A 15,466-nucleotide genomic window follows, 5' to 3' on the forward strand; every position below is an offset into this window, starting at 1 on the left:
CATCCCTGCCTATGTAGGGATTGACATCGCTTTTGCCATACAAGTACCATTACTTATGTTGGCGTTTCTGACCCATGTTGGCAAAGCCTAGAAACTTATTTTTTATTATGCCATTAGCAGAATGATCAAAGAATATCTTGAATGTAGATTCAAACAGGCCAGGCTTTATAATAGTTGGCTGATTGATGTTGATGATACTGCAAAAGCTTTAGAAGATTTGCTTATATTTATAGAAAGCAGTTTGATTGTAGATAAAATTCAATTAACAAATCATCCAGATTATCGGTTAGTAGCTAGGGATAATTCTGTGACGAGCAGTGTCAAAGACATATCTGTTGACCAAATTAGAGATTTACAGCAATTTTTTTATAGAACATCATCAATCTCTAAATATAGAGTAGCTGTTATTTATCAAGCAGATCTAATGAATCTCAATGCAGCAAATTCCTGTCTTAAACTTTTAGAAGACACGCCAAAGGATGGTTTTATTTTCTTGATTACCTCAAGGGCTGCCGGAATAATAAGTACTATAAGATCTAGATGTGCTAAAATTAACATAAAATCACAAAATCGCTTAGTGAGAAGCGATATATATGTTAAATTTACGACGTATATTGCTAACTATGCAAATCCTAAAATGAGGTTAGATCTTATCGAAGAGTTTACTAGTAAAAACAAGGAATTATGGGGAGATTTTGCTTGTAGCATGCTATATCTAGTTAATAGAATTACTAAAAAATCTCTCAATATCAATATTGAATTCAATGAATTAGAGAATAAAATATTTAATCAATTGCATTCTAATTCCCCTGATTATTTGATAACAAAATTTGCAAATATCAAGCGAATAATAAATAACACCATAGATTATGACCTAGATCTAAGGGCTAATACCATAGCATTAATAGAAGAGTTATGGTAATTTTGTCGTCAAAATTTGCTTCCATTCCTATTCAATGTCATTCCCGTGCAGGTAGCGGAATCTAAAAAAATAGCCTATACGTCCGCTACTTTCGCAGGGGGTGATGGCATCCTTGGTAGTTAATACTACTACATATACCAACTGATGATTGTGGCTTTGAAACTGCCCTGAGAAGCAGAAGATATATTTTTATCTTGCATTGTTTGAATGAGTATGTTATAATGCGTTCACAATCATAATATCCGTTTGATACGGCAGGAAGATTTTTTTAATTTTATAGAAAAATATAAGAACATGTCCCAAGATGTTTTAACAGTAAATGCAGTTACACTTGTTCAGGAAGCTTTTCCTTTAACAAAGGAAGTAGATAACACAGAATCTTCAAGTGAATTAGCTGTATCTAAAACGGCACAAGAAGTGGATGATACTATTAATCATTTGAGGGAAAATAGTCTACATGTTTTTGAGAAATATTTACGTAAAGAGTTTTTTAGCACAGTAGCTGGCAATCAAGGTGAAGTTGATATAACAAAGGATATTTTTCAGATAATGTGTCACTCATTATTATATAATGATCAGAAAGGTGCATTAAGTCTATTTATGACTATAAAAGATATAAAGAAAAGGCTTGATGAAATAAAGACAACATCAGAGGGTGCAAAAAAAATTAATAAGTTTAAAGAGGAAATTGAGCAATATAGAGCAGATATAATTAAAAAATTATCAACTAATGAAGGAATCGCAGAGATTGTTACTGGACGTTTACAAGATGATCTTGTTAGTATGATAGTTTTAAGCGACTCGAATGAAGAGGCTAGATTTAGTACGAAAGATATTGCTTTGGAAGTTACGGAACATATAACAATCCCTGATAAAGTACAAACTTATATGTTAAAAAATGGTTATGGTGTATCTCCATCTTTTAAGGGAGTCATTAATAGAACCGGACTTAAGCATTTTGCAGTAGAAATACAGCAAGGCAAAAAGGTAGGAGAGTGGGGTTATTTTGATCAGGGAAAGTTCACTTCAGAGAATATTCATGAATTTGCTAAGTCTGTGAATAATATTATTTCCTCTATGGAAATAATATTATTATCAATTCAGAAGTTAAAAATAACCAAAAAAATACAAAGTGAAAAACTGATAGCTAAATTATTGCCAGTATTAGCTGATTTTAATGATACATATTTAGAGAACAATAAAGATCAAATTGTAATACAAATTACTACAAATCTTACTAGGAAGTATAGTAAATGGGTCGATACTTCTGCTAAGAAGTTAGAAAAGGTCTCTAAAGGGATAACTGAATCATATAATAAGGCAAAAGGGATTTATATAAAAGAAGAAAATACGGATGCTATAGATATTAATGGTGAGTTAAGTGATATATCAATAACTTCCTTTGAAGCAATAGAGTCTCAAGATGAAGACTCTATTACAGATATAGATTATGATATAGAACAGCAACCTGTGCCTACTGAGATATCCTATGTAGTAGAAAATTATGAAGAAACGATAGAAGAAGAAAAGATAGAGTCTATTACAGATATTGGAGAGCTAGAAAATATAACAATAATTTACCCTGAAATAAGAGAGTTTCAAATAGACATAGCTACTGATCAATTAAGCTGTGATGTAGAAGCGGTAGCACAACATGATGTAGAACAGCAATCTAGCCCTATGCAAGAAGCCCTGACTGAGTTTCAAGATTGTAATGATCAACAAGAAAAAACTAACTCTATTAATATAGCAAGCGATAATCTTGATAATACAGAGGTAACAGTTTTAAATGAACAACATATTGTTGATAGTAACCAATCTGATATATCACCAAAGGATAGAGGCTGTGATGTAGATACAGAAGCATCTTCTCTAAATAGCACTACTACAGTGATTGATAGCACTAAATCTGAGCTTGAGTCTTTAGAAGCTAATAATACAGAATTAGTAGAAAGCCCAATAGTTATAAGTCACATTTCTAGTTGGAGTATAGGGGCTATGTGGACAGCACTTAAATCATCTATTAGTACATTACATGAAAAAATTAGTGATACCGTACTAACTTCTATAAAGCAGTGGGATCATCATCACTATGGAAGTTATGACTTAGGTCATCCTTATAAAAGTCATAATCTAGGAGAAGAGTCAAGCCTAATAGGGGAGAATCCAGCCTTATTAGAAAGTGTTAAATACTTCATCTTGTAATTTAAAGGCTAGACTTCCTGCATAAGTCAAAAAAGCTTTCGGGATTTTTAGAAGAAACGAAGCCGAGTGCCGCAGCGTATTCAGATGATTGTTACGGAGCAAGGCGAGTTTCGGCGACAAAATCACCAACTAGATTGATTTATGCAGGAAGTCTACTTTATAGCTAGCCCGAGAAGGTGTGCTATATGGTGATGTTATCTTGGCTAAAAGCGATGTCATTAACTAAAATTTGGGAGATAATTATTTAATGCAATTAACCACAATATTACAAATATATTCAATAACTATGTGATAATTTAATTGTCAACCTTAAACGGTACTAATCCTTTAATACCTCTCATTCTTGGCAAATAGAACAATAGAAACTAGTTCTGCCGGATTGTTTTATTTTCCTTATTATTCCCTCGCAGTTTAGGCATTTTTGATTTTCTCGTGCATAGACCTGTAATTCTTGTTGGAAGTAACCAGGTTTACTATCACCGCTAACAAAATCTTTGAGAGTAGTACCTCCTGCTGATATTGCCTTTGTTAAAACATTTTTAATGGCTAATACCAAATTACTTATTTCCTTGTTTGACAAACTACTCCCCAGTCTGCTTGGGTGTATTTTAGCAATAAAAAGGCTTTCAGAAGCATATATATTACCAACACCGACAATAATCCGATGATCCATTAATAAATTTTTTATCGGAACAGAGCGATTCAATAATTTTGTTTTTAGATACTCATCAGACATATCATTTGACAAAGGTTCTACACCTAAATTTAGTAAAAATTTTTCTAGGGCGAGGTTTGTTGGCATACTATAAATCATCCCGAAACGTCGTGGATCATTAAAAACTAATTTCTCGCAACTTGTCAAAGATATAACCACATGATCATGCGTTTGTAGCTTATAATCACTAGGTTGTAGCGTTAGCCTACCAGTCATGCCAAGATGTACAATAATGGAATAATAATTATCCAAATCTATTAGCAAATATTTTGCCCTACGCCTTAAAGCTACAATTCTTGCTGACTCTACATTTGACTCTAACTGATCGCTTAGTTTATAACGTATATCATCTCGTCTCTTATCGAGTTTATTAATGGTAGCCCCTATTATTCGCTGTTCTAGGCAACGTTTTAATGTTTCAACCTCAGGAAGTTCTGGCATTTTTACATTTTAATAGTATTAATAATTCATTATATATCATAATATAACACATAAACAACTTAGCACTAAGTAGTAATATGCAAAATAATGATAACCAATCTGATCAAGTAAATTTTGGCTTCTCAAAAGTGAGCTTTGATCAGAAAAGAGATTTAGTTAAAGATATCTTTTCTAGTGTTGCTAATAAATATGATGTAATGAATGACTTCATGAGTTTAGGAATACATCGTTTATGGAAAGATGAATTTGTTAGGCAAATCCCCAATTTAAAATCAAATATATTGGATGTGGCAAGTGGTACAGGTGATATAGCTTTTAAAATAATAAAGCGAGCATCGGCAAAAAATGTATTAGTGCAGCTGACGATGTGTGATATAAATCATGATATGCTGGAGGTAGCACGTCACAAAGCTATTGATAGTAATATATTACAGGGATTAGAGTATGTCGTTGCTGATGCAGAAAACTTACCTTTTCCTGATAATAGTTTTGATTATTATACTATAGCATTTGGTATTAGGAATGTGGCAAAAATTGACAATGCCCTAAAAGAAGCATATCGAGTACTAAAGCCTGGGGGTAAATTTTTATGTTTAGAATTTTCTAAAGTGGAATACGATTGTCTGAAGCAATTATACCAGTTTTATTCGTTTAATATTATTCCTAAGATTGGTAAAATTATAGCAAACAACGAATCAGCTTATCAATATTTGGTGGAAAGTATTAATGTATTCCCAGATCAGGAGAGTTTTGCAATTATGCTAAAGGATATCGGCTTTACTAATGTTAGTTATAAGAATCTTACTTTAGGTGTTGCTGCTATTCATAGTGCTTATAAATAATGGAGATGTTGCTAAAATATCAACGGAGATCAGAGAGTTATTGACCACCATCCACATATCCCATGTTGGTGAATTATTGGATATTGTTTTTATACTCGATAATCAAGTTTTTTTCTGAAGGCTATAATTCATGGCAGTTTATGTCATCCCAGCGAAAGCTGGGATCTAAAAAAATAGCCAAGAAGGATGTTATACATTTTTAGACCCCTGCCTACGTAGGGGTGATATCCGAAGGCTAGGTGATGCCGTTGCTGAGAATGATGACATCTTCTCAGCTTCTTTTCATAACTTTTAAACTGTCCTGAATTATATAACTCAATAAAAACTTGATTATCGAGTTATAGATAACAAATAGTAGAAATTAATAATGGTTACAATTTAAGAATGCTTGACTAATAGTTTAGTATTAGTTTTAATAATTAAAGTAGTTAATCAAACCCTAACATGGTGAAATATAAGTGAAGTATAAAATGACCAATGATTTAGATAATGATGCTTCTAAGAGGGATTTCATTAAAAAAGAATATGAAAAACTTGAGGGGAGGGTATGTAATGCTACTTCAAGGACGCAATTAGCTTTGATTATATCTGATGCTGGTAGTTTAGCTTTAATGGCTAGTCAGTTAGGGATAGATCTTGGAATACTGGAATTAATAGCAACTGCAGTAAGTAAAACTCTTTATTATGAAACAACTGAGCAAATCCAAGTTGTGGATTTCAATGAGGGCATAAGATTAGTAAAAGAACAAGAAGAAATTGATAGAGAGCATAAAGTTCAAGGCATTTATAAAGCTTTTGATTCTTTTTATGATGATTCTCTTAATAGACAAAGGAAAGATAATGAAAGTTTACACGAAATTTTTGAAGCTATAAAAGCAGGTCGGCAACTTACTGAGGAAGAAAAGCAGAAATTCGGGAAAACACCTGAACAAATAAAAGAAGAAAAAGCTTGTAGTAAACACATGCGGCTAACTAAAAAGCTAGCTAAAATAGAACGAGAACATCACTCTAATGAAATAAAGAAAATTAAGGAATGTGAGGAACAAGTTAAGCATTTATCAGAGAACCACCCGGAAAGAGTCTTGTTGGCTAATCAGAAAAAACATCATGAAGGTTACCGTAATTTAGTTGATAAGAAAATAGATCAGTACAAAGCATACAAGCAAGAAATAAAACAACATGCTTACAATATTTGTCTTAATAAAGAGTTAGCTGAGGAAAATAGATGTAATGAAGATGCAGCACAATTTTGGGAAGAAGTATTTCATAATATATACGATGTTACTCCAACGGAAATGGCTAAAAAATTAACTCCAACGGAAAAACAGCCCAAAACTTTTATTACTTTACCACCTGCTAAAAGTGCATTATCGTCAAAAAGCCTAGCCGTTCTAGCATCTCAACAAGAGTTAGATACAAAACAAATAATTTCTGATTATAAGTTAGAGAAACATATGGGAATATTAAGTGGTAAAGAAAATAAGGACACTCAATTACAAAGAACGAATTCTATAAATCTTAATAACCCAAATACTAAAGATACTAGCAAAGGTATAGGTGGAAGAGATTAGTAATATTACAACCTTAAGTATCGATGTACCCCAATTCGGGATAAGAATTAGTTAATTCTTATCCCGAATTGGCTTTAGTATAAGGAAAAATGCATTCTTAAAGCGGTTTTACGAATGCATTTTAAACCTTTCTAAAGCTAAAAACATGGTTTTAATCTTTTAAAATCATGTTTTTAGCAAAATATTAATTTAACAATCAGATGCAGAGCCGTCTCAAATCTGATTGTTTCTATAATTTTACCGAATTTGGGATAAGAATTGGCAAATTCTTATTCCGAATTCGCGTGATGTAATAAATTAATAGTAGGCTCAAGTAATCATCGTCATTAGGGGTGATGTCACCCCTGCCGCCATTATGTCATCCCTACTAGGGTTAATGTCATTCCCGCGTAGGCGGGGGAATCTAGATCCCAGCTTACGCTGGGATGACACCCTAGACTGTTAAAACGATGTCTTACATGAGGTTATTATAGCAGAATTAAAAGATTTAAAGATAAATAATAGGTAGTATTATGGCAAAATCAACATCACAAAATAAACTCACGTCTGAACATCATCACCGTTGGGGAGAGTATTATTATGGCTTAGCCGCTGATATGGAGGATATGGATGAAGCACAAAGAAAAATAGATGCATGTTGGAAAATGGCTGCTATGGAATTTTGGTTTGCATTAACTTTAGGTAGTGAAAAAGCTCCTCTCTCCTTGTTTAAATGTTTTAGACAAGGTGTTGGTGTAGAGAAAGATACTTATATGAGAGATCTCATGTATGGTGCAGCATTACAACTTACACCTCAAGACTGTGCTGATAAGGTCAAACCTGAAACTAAACCAATAATTGCTAAATCTATGCAACCTAAAATCGATGCACTAGTAAAATTAGTACAACAAACTCGTGATCAGCTGCCAGTTGAGGGAGTGGATGTAAAGGTATTTAATGAGCAACTAACTAAGTTCAATCACGCCATCAAACTACCATCAGGCAAGTCAATACAGAGTTGTTTTATTGAGAAAAGTGCTAAAGCTACTTCTAAAGAAAAAGATTTAAAGTCCAAAGCATTAGAATTAACAAAGAATCTGCCAAGTCATAATAAACCAACCACAACTACTATGAACCATGTACCTAGAAAGACTAATAAATCTTCATCTAGAATTGGTTGCATTATCTCATAAATCTGTAATTTATACAACAGGATTAGAAAATATGCATCTTTTTAAAAATAAAAAGTAGTAAATGCTTTAAATAGTCAAAATTTTAGTTTATAATAACTTTATAATTAAAATATTATGGTTTCTTATGGAAGATATTAACTATTGGGATAATTCAAGATACCAGTATTGTGCATATGCTGAGAGGTTGCTTAATAGGCTTCTTTCGAAACTAGACAATGATGTAGAATGGTGTTATAAATATCTGATTTGAAGTAATAATATGAAATTCGATCAGATTAAAGAGTTAGAGGATGAAAAATTTCGTCGATTAACAGGAGTAAAGAAGGGAACATTCTCAAAGATGGTGGATATTTTGAGGCAAGCTGATGGTCTTAAGAAATCAAAAGGTGGGCGTAAAAATAAGCTCAATTTGGAGGAACAGTTGCTGATGGTCTTAGAATACCTTAGAGAATACCGTACTTATTTCCATATAGGTCAGAACTATGGGATTAGTGAAAGTTCAGCATATAAAGCTGTTAAATGGGTAGAAGACACCCTAGTTAAACACCCAAACTTTGCTCTTCCAGGTCGTAAAGCTCTAATGAAGAGTGATATGAATTATGAAGTAGTCTTGATTGATGCTACTGAGAGTCCTATAGAAAGACCCAAAAAAAACAAAAATTCTATTATTCAGGAAAGAAGAAAAGGCATACACTAAAAACTCAAATAGTGGTAGACAAGAAAACACACCAAGTAATATGTACAGATTTTTCTAACGGTAAAAAACATGACTTTAGATTATTTAAGGAATCCAAAATTCTTATCCATCCTAAGGTTAAAGCGATTACTGATACAGGATATCAAGGTATACTGCTCGTAAATGAAGAGTTGGTAGACGAAGATCAAAATCAACAAGTGCTAGGAGTGTCCAAGCCGAGGAGCACAGCGTACATTAGTACGTGAGCACCGCAGGTCTTGGACAACAACAACGCAATTGTTGATTTTCATCGAGTATATACAAAAAATTCACAATAATTCTGAATTACCAAAGAAAAAAAGCAAGAAAAATCCTTTAACTAAAAATGATAAAAAGAATAATCGTAGGTTAGCAGGAGAAAGAGTTCTAAATGAAAACGTTATTGGTATGCTAAAACGGTTCAAAATTATTGCTGACAAATATCGAAATAGACGTAAAAGATTTGGTCTTAGATTTAATTTGATCTCTGGCATTTATAATTTTGAACTACGTCAACCAGTTTCGAATGAGGTCTATTGAATTAATTTTGCTAAATACAAAAATAAAATAACCAATAGACATTGATGAAGTCAAAAAAGGCATCTACTATGCTAAAAAATATCATGGTAGCCAAATGAGACAATCCGGTGAGCCTTATTATTCTCATCCAATTGAAGTAGCTTATATGGTTGCCCAGTACACAGCCCTAGAAATTCCACGATTGTTTAGAACCGACATGATTGTTACCGCATTACTACACGACACCCTTGAAGATACGGAACTGACCAAAAAGATGATTGCTTACATCTTTGGCAACAAGGTTGCTAGTCAAGTAGAAGACCTGACTAGGGTTAAGTCTCATGGCAAGATTAGCTCAGCGGAAATGGTTGAAATATTATATAAAGAAAAGAAACCTGATGTGCTATTAGTTAAGTTACTTGATCGACTTCATAATATGCAGACTAAATATGCTAAATCTCCTGAAAAAATTCGAAAAATAGTCAAAGAAACTTTACTATCTTTTTTTCTTTTTGCACAGTATTTTGAACTACCAAAATTAGAACAAGCGTTACACTCCAATACGGGATAAGAATTAGTTAATTCTTATCCCGTATTGGCTTCGCAAAATTGCGAGGAATTCGTCATAGTACCCTACATTTTTTATATAACCACTATTAAAATGGTTGCTGATCGTCATTGCGAGGAGTCGCTGAAAGCGGCGACACGGCAATCCAGGATACGCGAAGCGTACTAGAAAAAAACAGCTTCGCTGTTTATCTAGATCGCCACGGCATCTAAAGATGCCTCGCGATGACGATTATAGAAAAATGTAGGGTACTATGGGAATTCGTATACACATTATCTACACCTAGTTCGCTCACCCATTGTTTGTTGTTCCTATTCTTCAAATCTTCGAGTATACTTACCATTGAATTCAGGGGTTAAGTAGAAACAATCAGGTTTGATGCTCGCCTACACCTGATTATTAAAATATAATATTCCATTCAATAGGTGATGTTAATAATTAAAATTACCTATTGAATGATGAAAAAAGTTAAAATGTACTCGTGTCAACCGCTTCAAGAGTGCATTTTTCCTTATATTAAAAGGAGCTTATACTTAGCTAATTATAGATCTATCTACTGTTATAAATCTCGTTTATGTTTATCGATCTCTATGATATCATCATTTTCTAGTCCTTGTTCTATTACATGTTTTTCAAACATTGAGTATATCATACTCATATCTTGAAAATTTTCTAGATACTCTTCTAGTTTATCAAGCTCAGTCAGACAGCTATTCTTATCGCCCTGTTTAAGATGTAATTTGGCTGATTCTACTAGTTGCTGTAATGTACCTAAAACATCCAATTTCATTAGCTCCTTCAGAATCACATTGCGTAGCATAAGTACACCTCTTTAAGTTATATATCATATTTCTTATGCTATGCTAAGTAGTTTAGATGTCAACAATTTAATTTCTATTGTAATAAATAATTATCTTTAAAGAGTGAAAGTTTAAACCAGTAGCGATATTATTGCAACCCTAGATTCATTTATACACATACCTTATGTACACCTAGTTCGCTTACCCCTTATTTATTGTTCCCATTCTCCAAATCATTTGAGATACTTCTTTAATTTTGCTACTACCCAATAATAAATATTAAAAGCTGCAGAAGTCAGGTGAGACTATCAATTAAATCAGCCATTTTTTCTTCATCTAAGTCTTCAAAGAAATCATCATTAATTTGTACAACTGGTGCATTGACACAAGCTCCCAAACATTCAACTTCTGTAAGGCTAAATTTTTTATCACTTGTTAGTCCCCCAAAGTTAATACCAAGTTTTTTTTTACAAATAGTTACAATTTTATCGCTACCCCTTAGCCAACAAGGAGTAGTACCACAAATTTGTATATGATATCGTCCTACTGGCTTTAGATTAAACATGGTATAAAATGTTGCAACTTCATATGCTCGGATGAAAGGTAAATTTAGAAAATTTGCTACATACTCTATGCAGCCTCTTGGTAACCAACCATTCATTTGGCGTTGTGCAAGGTCAAGTAATGGCAGGATAGCACTCTTTTGTTTGTTTTCAGGATATTTCTTAATGATATTTTGGGCTTTTCTTAAGTTCTCATCATTAAAACTGAAATTTAGTGGTTCATCATTCATCGATCAATTTCTCCAAAAACAATATCAAGACTGGCGATAATAGTAACCACATCTGCCATCAAATGTCCTTTTGACATGAAATCTAGACCTTGGAGATGGGCAAACCCAGGAGCTTTAATCCGGCATCTATAAGGTCTGTTTGTTCCATCAGAGTATAAATACACACCAAACTCGCCTTTTGGTGCTTCAACAAATTTATATATTTCGCCTTTTGGCACATCATATCCTTCAGTGTAAAGTTTAAAATGATTAATCATGGCTTCCATTGATTCTTTCATTTTTTCTCTTGAGGGTGGTGCAATTCTAGGATCATCAGTTTTAATAGCACCCTCTGGCATTTTTTCAAGACATTGCTGTATAATTTTAAGCGATTGGTACATTTCTTCAATACGAACCAAATACCTATCATAACAATCACCAGATTTGCCAATTGGTATATCAAAATCTAGTTCATCATATACATCATACGGGGTGGCTTTTCTAAGATCCCATGCGATGCCTGAGCCTCTAAGCATTGGGCCAGAAAACCCCCAATCCATAGCTTCTTTTTGACTTACTACTCCGATATCTACTAAGCGTTGTTTCCAAATTCTATTGTCATTTAACAGAGTCTCGACGTCTTCTAATTTTTTTGAGAATTGCTGAATAAAAATATTTATATCTTCTAGTATACCATTTGGTAAGTCCTGTGCAACACCACCAGGTCTAAAATAATTTGCATGCATTCTAGAGCCGGAGACACGCTCATAAAATTCCATAATTTTTTCGCGTTCCTCAAATAACCATAATAGAGGGGTAGTAGCACCAACATCTAGGGCTTGTGTTGTTATATTCAGTATGTGATTAAGGATACGAGTAAGCTCAGAAAACATCACTCGAATAAACCCCGCTCGTCTTGGCACATTGCAGCCAAGTAATCCTTCAACTGCTAAGGCAAAAGCGTGTTCTTGGCACATTGGCGATACGTAATCTAACCGATCAAAATATGGTATAGCTTGTAGGTATGTTTTATGCTCAATTAATTTTTCAGTACCACGATGCAGCAACCCAATATGCGGGTCTGCTTTATTGATAACCTCACCATCCATTTCTAAAATTAATCTTAATACCCCATGGGTAGCTGGATGTTGTGGACCAAAATTTAACACAACACTTTTATTATTATCACCCACCTTGTTTTAGACCCCGGCAATTGTTGATTTTAATCGAGTATATACCAAAATTTTTGTCCACTAAGTGAAAAAATTATATAATATTAAAATAATAGCATTATTTTTCCATGTCCTCTATTAAAGCTTGCTCTCCATCATTGAGATTTTTTGGAGAATGAACTTTGTGGTTCTTTGTATCTTTTTTTTCAATAGAAGGTAAGTCATAGTGAGGGGGGACTTCTAAGGTTTTATTGCGTTGTACCCTATACTCATCAGGACCAGGTGTCACTATACCCATTGTTTCTTTTACTTTTTTATTGCAGGCAGACAGTGTTACTAAGGTAGTAAATAACAAAAAAATTATACGCATATACCCTTCGCCTTTTAAGTGTTGGCGTTGTGGCACGATGGGACTTCGTGTAGGAACAACGGTTTGACTACGCCTAGTTCGCTCGTCACTCGCAGACCTAGCCAACTCTTGAAATTCATCGGGTATACTCTTCTGCTTTAAAGAATTGGTTTCTGCAAATACTATCGGGGAATTCGTGTACTCACGTACTTCATGTATGCCTAGTTCGCTCACCCCTTGTTTGTTCCCCCCATGCTTCAAATCATTTGAGTGCATATCAATCCTCTTTATAAATTTATATTTTTCTTAAAATCAAGTTCACGAATCCTATCCGCTTCAGTTTGCAATCGAGCGTGATTATATTCAACATCTTGTTGTTGTTCAACAATTTTCTTGGTCTTATAATAATCATGCAATAAGAATATTGCACCTAATGAAATGAAACTATCTGCTAGATTAAATACCGGAAAACCAAAATCTTTATAGTGAAAATAAATAAAATCAAATACCGCCCCATGAACAAAACGGTCGATCAAATTACCAATAGCACCACCAATGACAAAACTACAACCAACAAAGCTTGGCATCGTCTTACATTTTAATAAGATATACCACAAATATGCTATAAGGGCAGAGTTAACAACTATAAAAAGCATATTACTATACTGATAATAATTTCGAAGCATCCCAAAACTAATTCCATAATTCCAAATATAAACCATATCTAAAAAGCTGGTTACTTCTAGTGTTAGACCAACTTTACCTCTTAGATAACCTATAAAATACCATTTTACTAATTGATCTATAATTACTAATTTAACAATTATACGACTACTTTGGCGAATAATTAGTAATATTTTCTTAAATATTGATGGTATACGCATATTAGAATTTAATTTTTGATTATATCTTCTGACTTTATTTCTTCTGCTCGTTTTTTTCTATATTCTTTTATACTCATAAGCTTATCTTTTGGTACAAGATCTATAAATAATTTACCATCAAGATGATCTATTTCATGCTGGATAACCCTAGCTGCAAACCCCTCTGCTTGTCCTTCTACTATATTACCTTCTTGGTTGAAGGCTGTGTAACTTATTTTCTTATAACGCTTAACTAGAGCAGCTACATCTTTTACGGAAAAGCATCTCTCATAATCTTCATGCATCTCCGTGCCAATTGGTTTATAAGATGGGTTAATCCACAGAGTTTTAGGCATAGTTTCAGTTAAATCTGGATGCCGTTTTTTTAACAAAGGATCATTAGGTACTGCAAAAACAATAACTCGTTTAGAAATTCCTATTTGCGGAGCTGCTAGACCAGCACAATTTTTTTCATTATCAAATTTGCTTATAAGTATTGCTATATCCTTGTTATCTTCCTTAGATAAAGGAAATTTAACATGACTTGCAACTATTCTTATTGATGTTTTTGCAGTCGCTTCTAGATTAGATACACATGCAGTTACATAATTTGGTAATGAATCATCTAAAAGTGTTGCTTCACTAGATTTGTTAGGCATCTCCGCTCCTTTATTAATTTTAGTTGGCTTATCATACTTCTATTGTATTAATCCTTTCTAGACAGATCTTTTCAGTCACTATCTTTAATTCCTCTACCCGGTTAATAAGGTAAAGTAATTGTTCTTTACTAATTGTATAATCTTGATCATACCTTGCATCAACATAAGCATTTCGCAGTAACGTAAAGCACTCTTCTTGCTCAGGAGTCTCATGTGGAAATATCTTGTAGAGATCGTAATGATGACTTCTAGCCCTATCGCCAAGTCCCAGTATATCATGTGACTTGGCCTTGTAACCAGTAAAAACTAACAAGATAGCATTATAAAAGCTCTCGGTAGCTTGGTGAAGCACAAAGGCTGCATTATTCAATTATTCTATATCCAAACACAAATGAGTGAGCAATAGAAAGTCCTTAGCTTTTTTAAACCAATATTTATATTTTTTTTCAGCTATTGGTTTACGTTCCTGCCATGATAGTTCCTCAGCTTCAGACAGTATAAATTCACCACTATCATATAAAAGAATTCCCTCTTTCTTGATATCACTAAAGAAATACTGACCTTTTTCCAGTTGTCTATTTACCAGCTTAATAGGTTCAAGTATCAGAGTAATTGGTGGTTTTTCATCTAATGAGAATTTTTTACCTAGCCTGTTCTCTATCTTATGTTGTAGGTTTATAGCTGGATAGCTAGCATATTCTCCGTTCTTTAAAATCAACAAAAGATCAAAATCACTTTGATACTTATAATAACTAATATCCCCTACCTTCTCTATATCCTCTACCCAATCTCCTCTAGCATAAGAGCCAAATAAGATAATCATCGCTATTTTTGACTTGCCTACATGTAGGATTTCTTTAACAATATTCTCTAGCTTTTCTTTAATAACTAGTGAGCGGTCAGGTAAGGTAGTTTTCATAAAGCTATTTTTTTATCCTAGATCAACTATATACCAAATAATTTAAATAATCAACAACAGTTTAATCGTAAATTATAATCAATAGTTGTTATATGTGTCATAATGCAGTAACAATAACATAAGGAAATCAAGACTATTAAACAGGTGTCTTATACTATTTTCCATTATTAACTACGCTATTTAGCGCTACAGTGTAGTACTAATGTCAAAACGATGTCATCCCAGCGAAAGCTGGGATCTAATAATGTTTAATAGTCTTTTA

The 15,466-nt window shown here is 33.3% G+C and carries 14 protein-coding genes and 2 pseudogenes; 7 read left to right on the forward strand and 9 right to left on the reverse strand.

Translation table 11 applies throughout. From position 1 onward, the window contains the following. Nucleotides 1–121: 121 nt before the first annotated feature. Nucleotides 122–922, forward strand: a complete 801-nt coding sequence (locus tag AAGD29_RS01950) for a DNA polymerase III subunit delta' (protein ID WP_341758312.1) — start codon at nt 122–124, stop codon at nt 920–922. A 294-nt stretch (nt 923–1,216) separates the two neighbouring features. Then, nucleotides 1,217–3,127, forward strand: a complete 1,911-nt coding sequence (locus AAGD29_RS01955) for a hypothetical protein (protein ID WP_341758313.1) — start codon at nt 1,217–1,219, stop codon at nt 3,125–3,127. 337 nt (nt 3,128–3,464) lie between these two features. Here AAGD29_RS01955 and mutM read toward each other — a convergent pair whose 3' ends face one another. Next, complete coding sequence (gene mutM / locus AAGD29_RS01960) at nt 3,465–4,283, reverse strand: bifunctional DNA-formamidopyrimidine glycosylase/DNA-(apurinic or apyrimidinic site) lyase (RefSeq protein ID WP_341758314.1); 819 nt, start codon at nt 4,281–4,283, stop codon at nt 3,465–3,467. A 77-nt stretch (nt 4,284–4,360) separates the two neighbouring features. On the opposite strand from mutM, the gene ubiE reads away from it, so the two are divergent. From ubiE to AAGD29_RS01990, 5 genes and pseudogenes are all read left to right on the forward strand, one after another. Further along, nucleotides 4,361–5,125 carry a bifunctional demethylmenaquinone methyltransferase/2-methoxy-6-polyprenyl-1,4-benzoquinol methylase UbiE gene (gene ubiE / locus AAGD29_RS01965; RefSeq protein ID WP_341758315.1) on the forward strand — a complete coding sequence of 255 codons (765 nt, stop codon included), beginning with the start codon at nt 4,361–4,363 and terminating at the stop codon, nt 5,123–5,125. A 470-nt stretch (nt 5,126–5,595) separates the two neighbouring features. Then, nucleotides 5,596–6,696, forward strand: a complete 1,101-nt coding sequence (locus AAGD29_RS01970) for a hypothetical protein (RefSeq protein WP_341758316.1) — start codon at nt 5,596–5,598, stop codon at nt 6,694–6,696. A 512-nt stretch (nt 6,697–7,208) separates the two neighbouring features. Continuing rightward, nucleotides 7,209–7,868, forward strand: coding sequence for a hypothetical protein (locus tag AAGD29_RS01975; RefSeq protein ID WP_341758317.1), 660 nt, complete (start codon nt 7,209–7,211; stop codon nt 7,866–7,868). A 259-nt stretch (nt 7,869–8,127) separates the two neighbouring features. Further along, nucleotides 8,128–9,123: pseudogene (locus AAGD29_RS10200) on the forward strand (IS5 family transposase). Between the two features lie 31 nt (nt 9,124–9,154). Further along, nucleotides 9,155–9,649 (forward strand): annotated as a pseudogene (locus tag AAGD29_RS01990) (HD domain-containing protein); the annotation flags it as partial. A 580-nt stretch (nt 9,650–10,229) separates the two neighbouring features. Here the strand turns inward: AAGD29_RS01990 and AAGD29_RS01995 are convergent. The 8 genes from AAGD29_RS01995 to AAGD29_RS02030 all read right to left on the reverse strand — a co-directional run bounded on the left by AAGD29_RS01995 (nt 10,230) and on the right by AAGD29_RS02030 (nt 15,204). Continuing rightward, on the reverse strand, nt 10,230–10,460 hold the full coding sequence (locus tag AAGD29_RS01995; protein ID WP_341758318.1) for a hypothetical protein: 231 nt from the start codon (nt 10,458–10,460) through the stop codon (nt 10,230–10,232). A 305-nt stretch (nt 10,461–10,765) separates the two neighbouring features. Continuing rightward, nucleotides 10,766–11,263 carry an NADH-quinone oxidoreductase subunit NuoE gene (nuoE, locus tag AAGD29_RS02000; RefSeq protein WP_341758319.1) on the reverse strand — a complete coding sequence of 166 codons (498 nt, stop codon included), beginning with the start codon at nt 11,261–11,263 and terminating at the stop codon, nt 10,766–10,768. Beyond that, nucleotides 11,260–12,435: an NADH dehydrogenase (quinone) subunit D gene (gene nuoD / locus AAGD29_RS02005; protein WP_341758320.1), complete on the reverse strand. Its 1,176-nt coding sequence runs from the start codon at nt 12,433–12,435 to the stop codon at nt 11,260–11,262. Before nuoD ends, nuoE begins: the two co-directional genes overlap by 4 nt. Nucleotides 12,436–12,532: 97 nt before the next feature. Then, nucleotides 12,533–12,784, reverse strand: coding sequence for a DUF3035 domain-containing protein (locus tag AAGD29_RS02010; protein WP_341758321.1), 252 nt, complete (start codon nt 12,782–12,784; stop codon nt 12,533–12,535). A 266-nt stretch (nt 12,785–13,050) separates the two neighbouring features. After that, entirely contained in the window at nt 13,051–13,647 is a 597-nt protein-coding gene (lspA, locus tag AAGD29_RS02015; protein WP_410521164.1) for a signal peptidase II, read from the reverse strand. An 8-nt stretch (nt 13,648–13,655) separates the two neighbouring features. Continuing rightward, entirely contained in the window at nt 13,656–14,285 is a 630-nt protein-coding gene (locus AAGD29_RS02020) for a peptide deformylase (RefSeq protein WP_341758322.1), read from the reverse strand. Nucleotides 14,286–14,316: 31 nt separating this feature from the next. Further along, nucleotides 14,317–14,655: a HEPN domain-containing protein gene (locus AAGD29_RS02025; protein ID WP_341758323.1), complete on the reverse strand. Its 339-nt coding sequence runs from the start codon at nt 14,653–14,655 to the stop codon at nt 14,317–14,319. Next, nucleotides 14,656–15,204, reverse strand: a complete 549-nt coding sequence (locus AAGD29_RS02030; RefSeq protein WP_341758324.1) for a nucleotidyltransferase domain-containing protein — start codon at nt 15,202–15,204, stop codon at nt 14,656–14,658. Nucleotides 15,205–15,466 lie beyond the last annotated feature (262 nt).

The organism is Candidatus Tisiphia endosymbiont of Ditula angustiorana (genome assembly GCF_964026425.1).
In the GTDB taxonomy this organism is placed as follows: Bacteria; Pseudomonadota; Alphaproteobacteria; order Rickettsiales; family Rickettsiaceae; genus Tisiphia.

Coding starts and splice junctions, on each gene's coding strand:
- AAGD29_RS02020 (WP_341758322.1), bottom strand. CDS start 14,285: ATGCCTAACAAATCTAGTGAAGCAACACTTTTAGATGATTCATTACCA.
- AAGD29_RS01970 (WP_341758316.1), top strand. CDS start 5,596: ATGACCAATGATTTAGATAATGATGCTTCTAAGAGGGATTTCATTAAA.
- AAGD29_RS01995 (WP_341758318.1), bottom strand. CDS start 10,460: ATGAAATTGGATGTTTTAGGTACATTACAGCAACTAGTAGAATCAGCC.
- AAGD29_RS02030 (WP_341758324.1), bottom strand. CDS start 15,204: ATGAAAACTACCTTACCTGACCGCTCACTAGTTATTAAAGAAAAGCTA.
- AAGD29_RS01950 (WP_341758312.1), top strand. CDS start 122: ATGATCAAAGAATATCTTGAATGTAGATTCAAACAGGCCAGGCTTTAT.
- nuoE (WP_341758319.1), bottom strand. CDS start 11,263: ATGAATGATGAACCACTAAATTTCAGTTTTAATGATGAGAACTTAAGA.
- AAGD29_RS01955 (WP_341758313.1), top strand. CDS start 1,217: ATGTCCCAAGATGTTTTAACAGTAAATGCAGTTACACTTGTTCAGGAA.
- AAGD29_RS01975 (WP_341758317.1), top strand. CDS start 7,209: ATGGCAAAATCAACATCACAAAATAAACTCACGTCTGAACATCATCAC.
- lspA (WP_410521164.1), bottom strand. CDS start 13,647: ATGCGTATACCATCAATATTTAAGAAAATATTACTAATTATTCGCCAA.
- AAGD29_RS02010 (WP_341758321.1), bottom strand. CDS start 12,784: ATGCGTATAATTTTTTTGTTATTTACTACCTTAGTAACACTGTCTGCC.
- mutM (WP_341758314.1), bottom strand. CDS start 4,283: ATGCCAGAACTTCCTGAGGTTGAAACATTAAAACGTTGCCTAGAACAG.
- ubiE (WP_341758315.1), top strand. CDS start 4,361: ATGCAAAATAATGATAACCAATCTGATCAAGTAAATTTTGGCTTCTCA.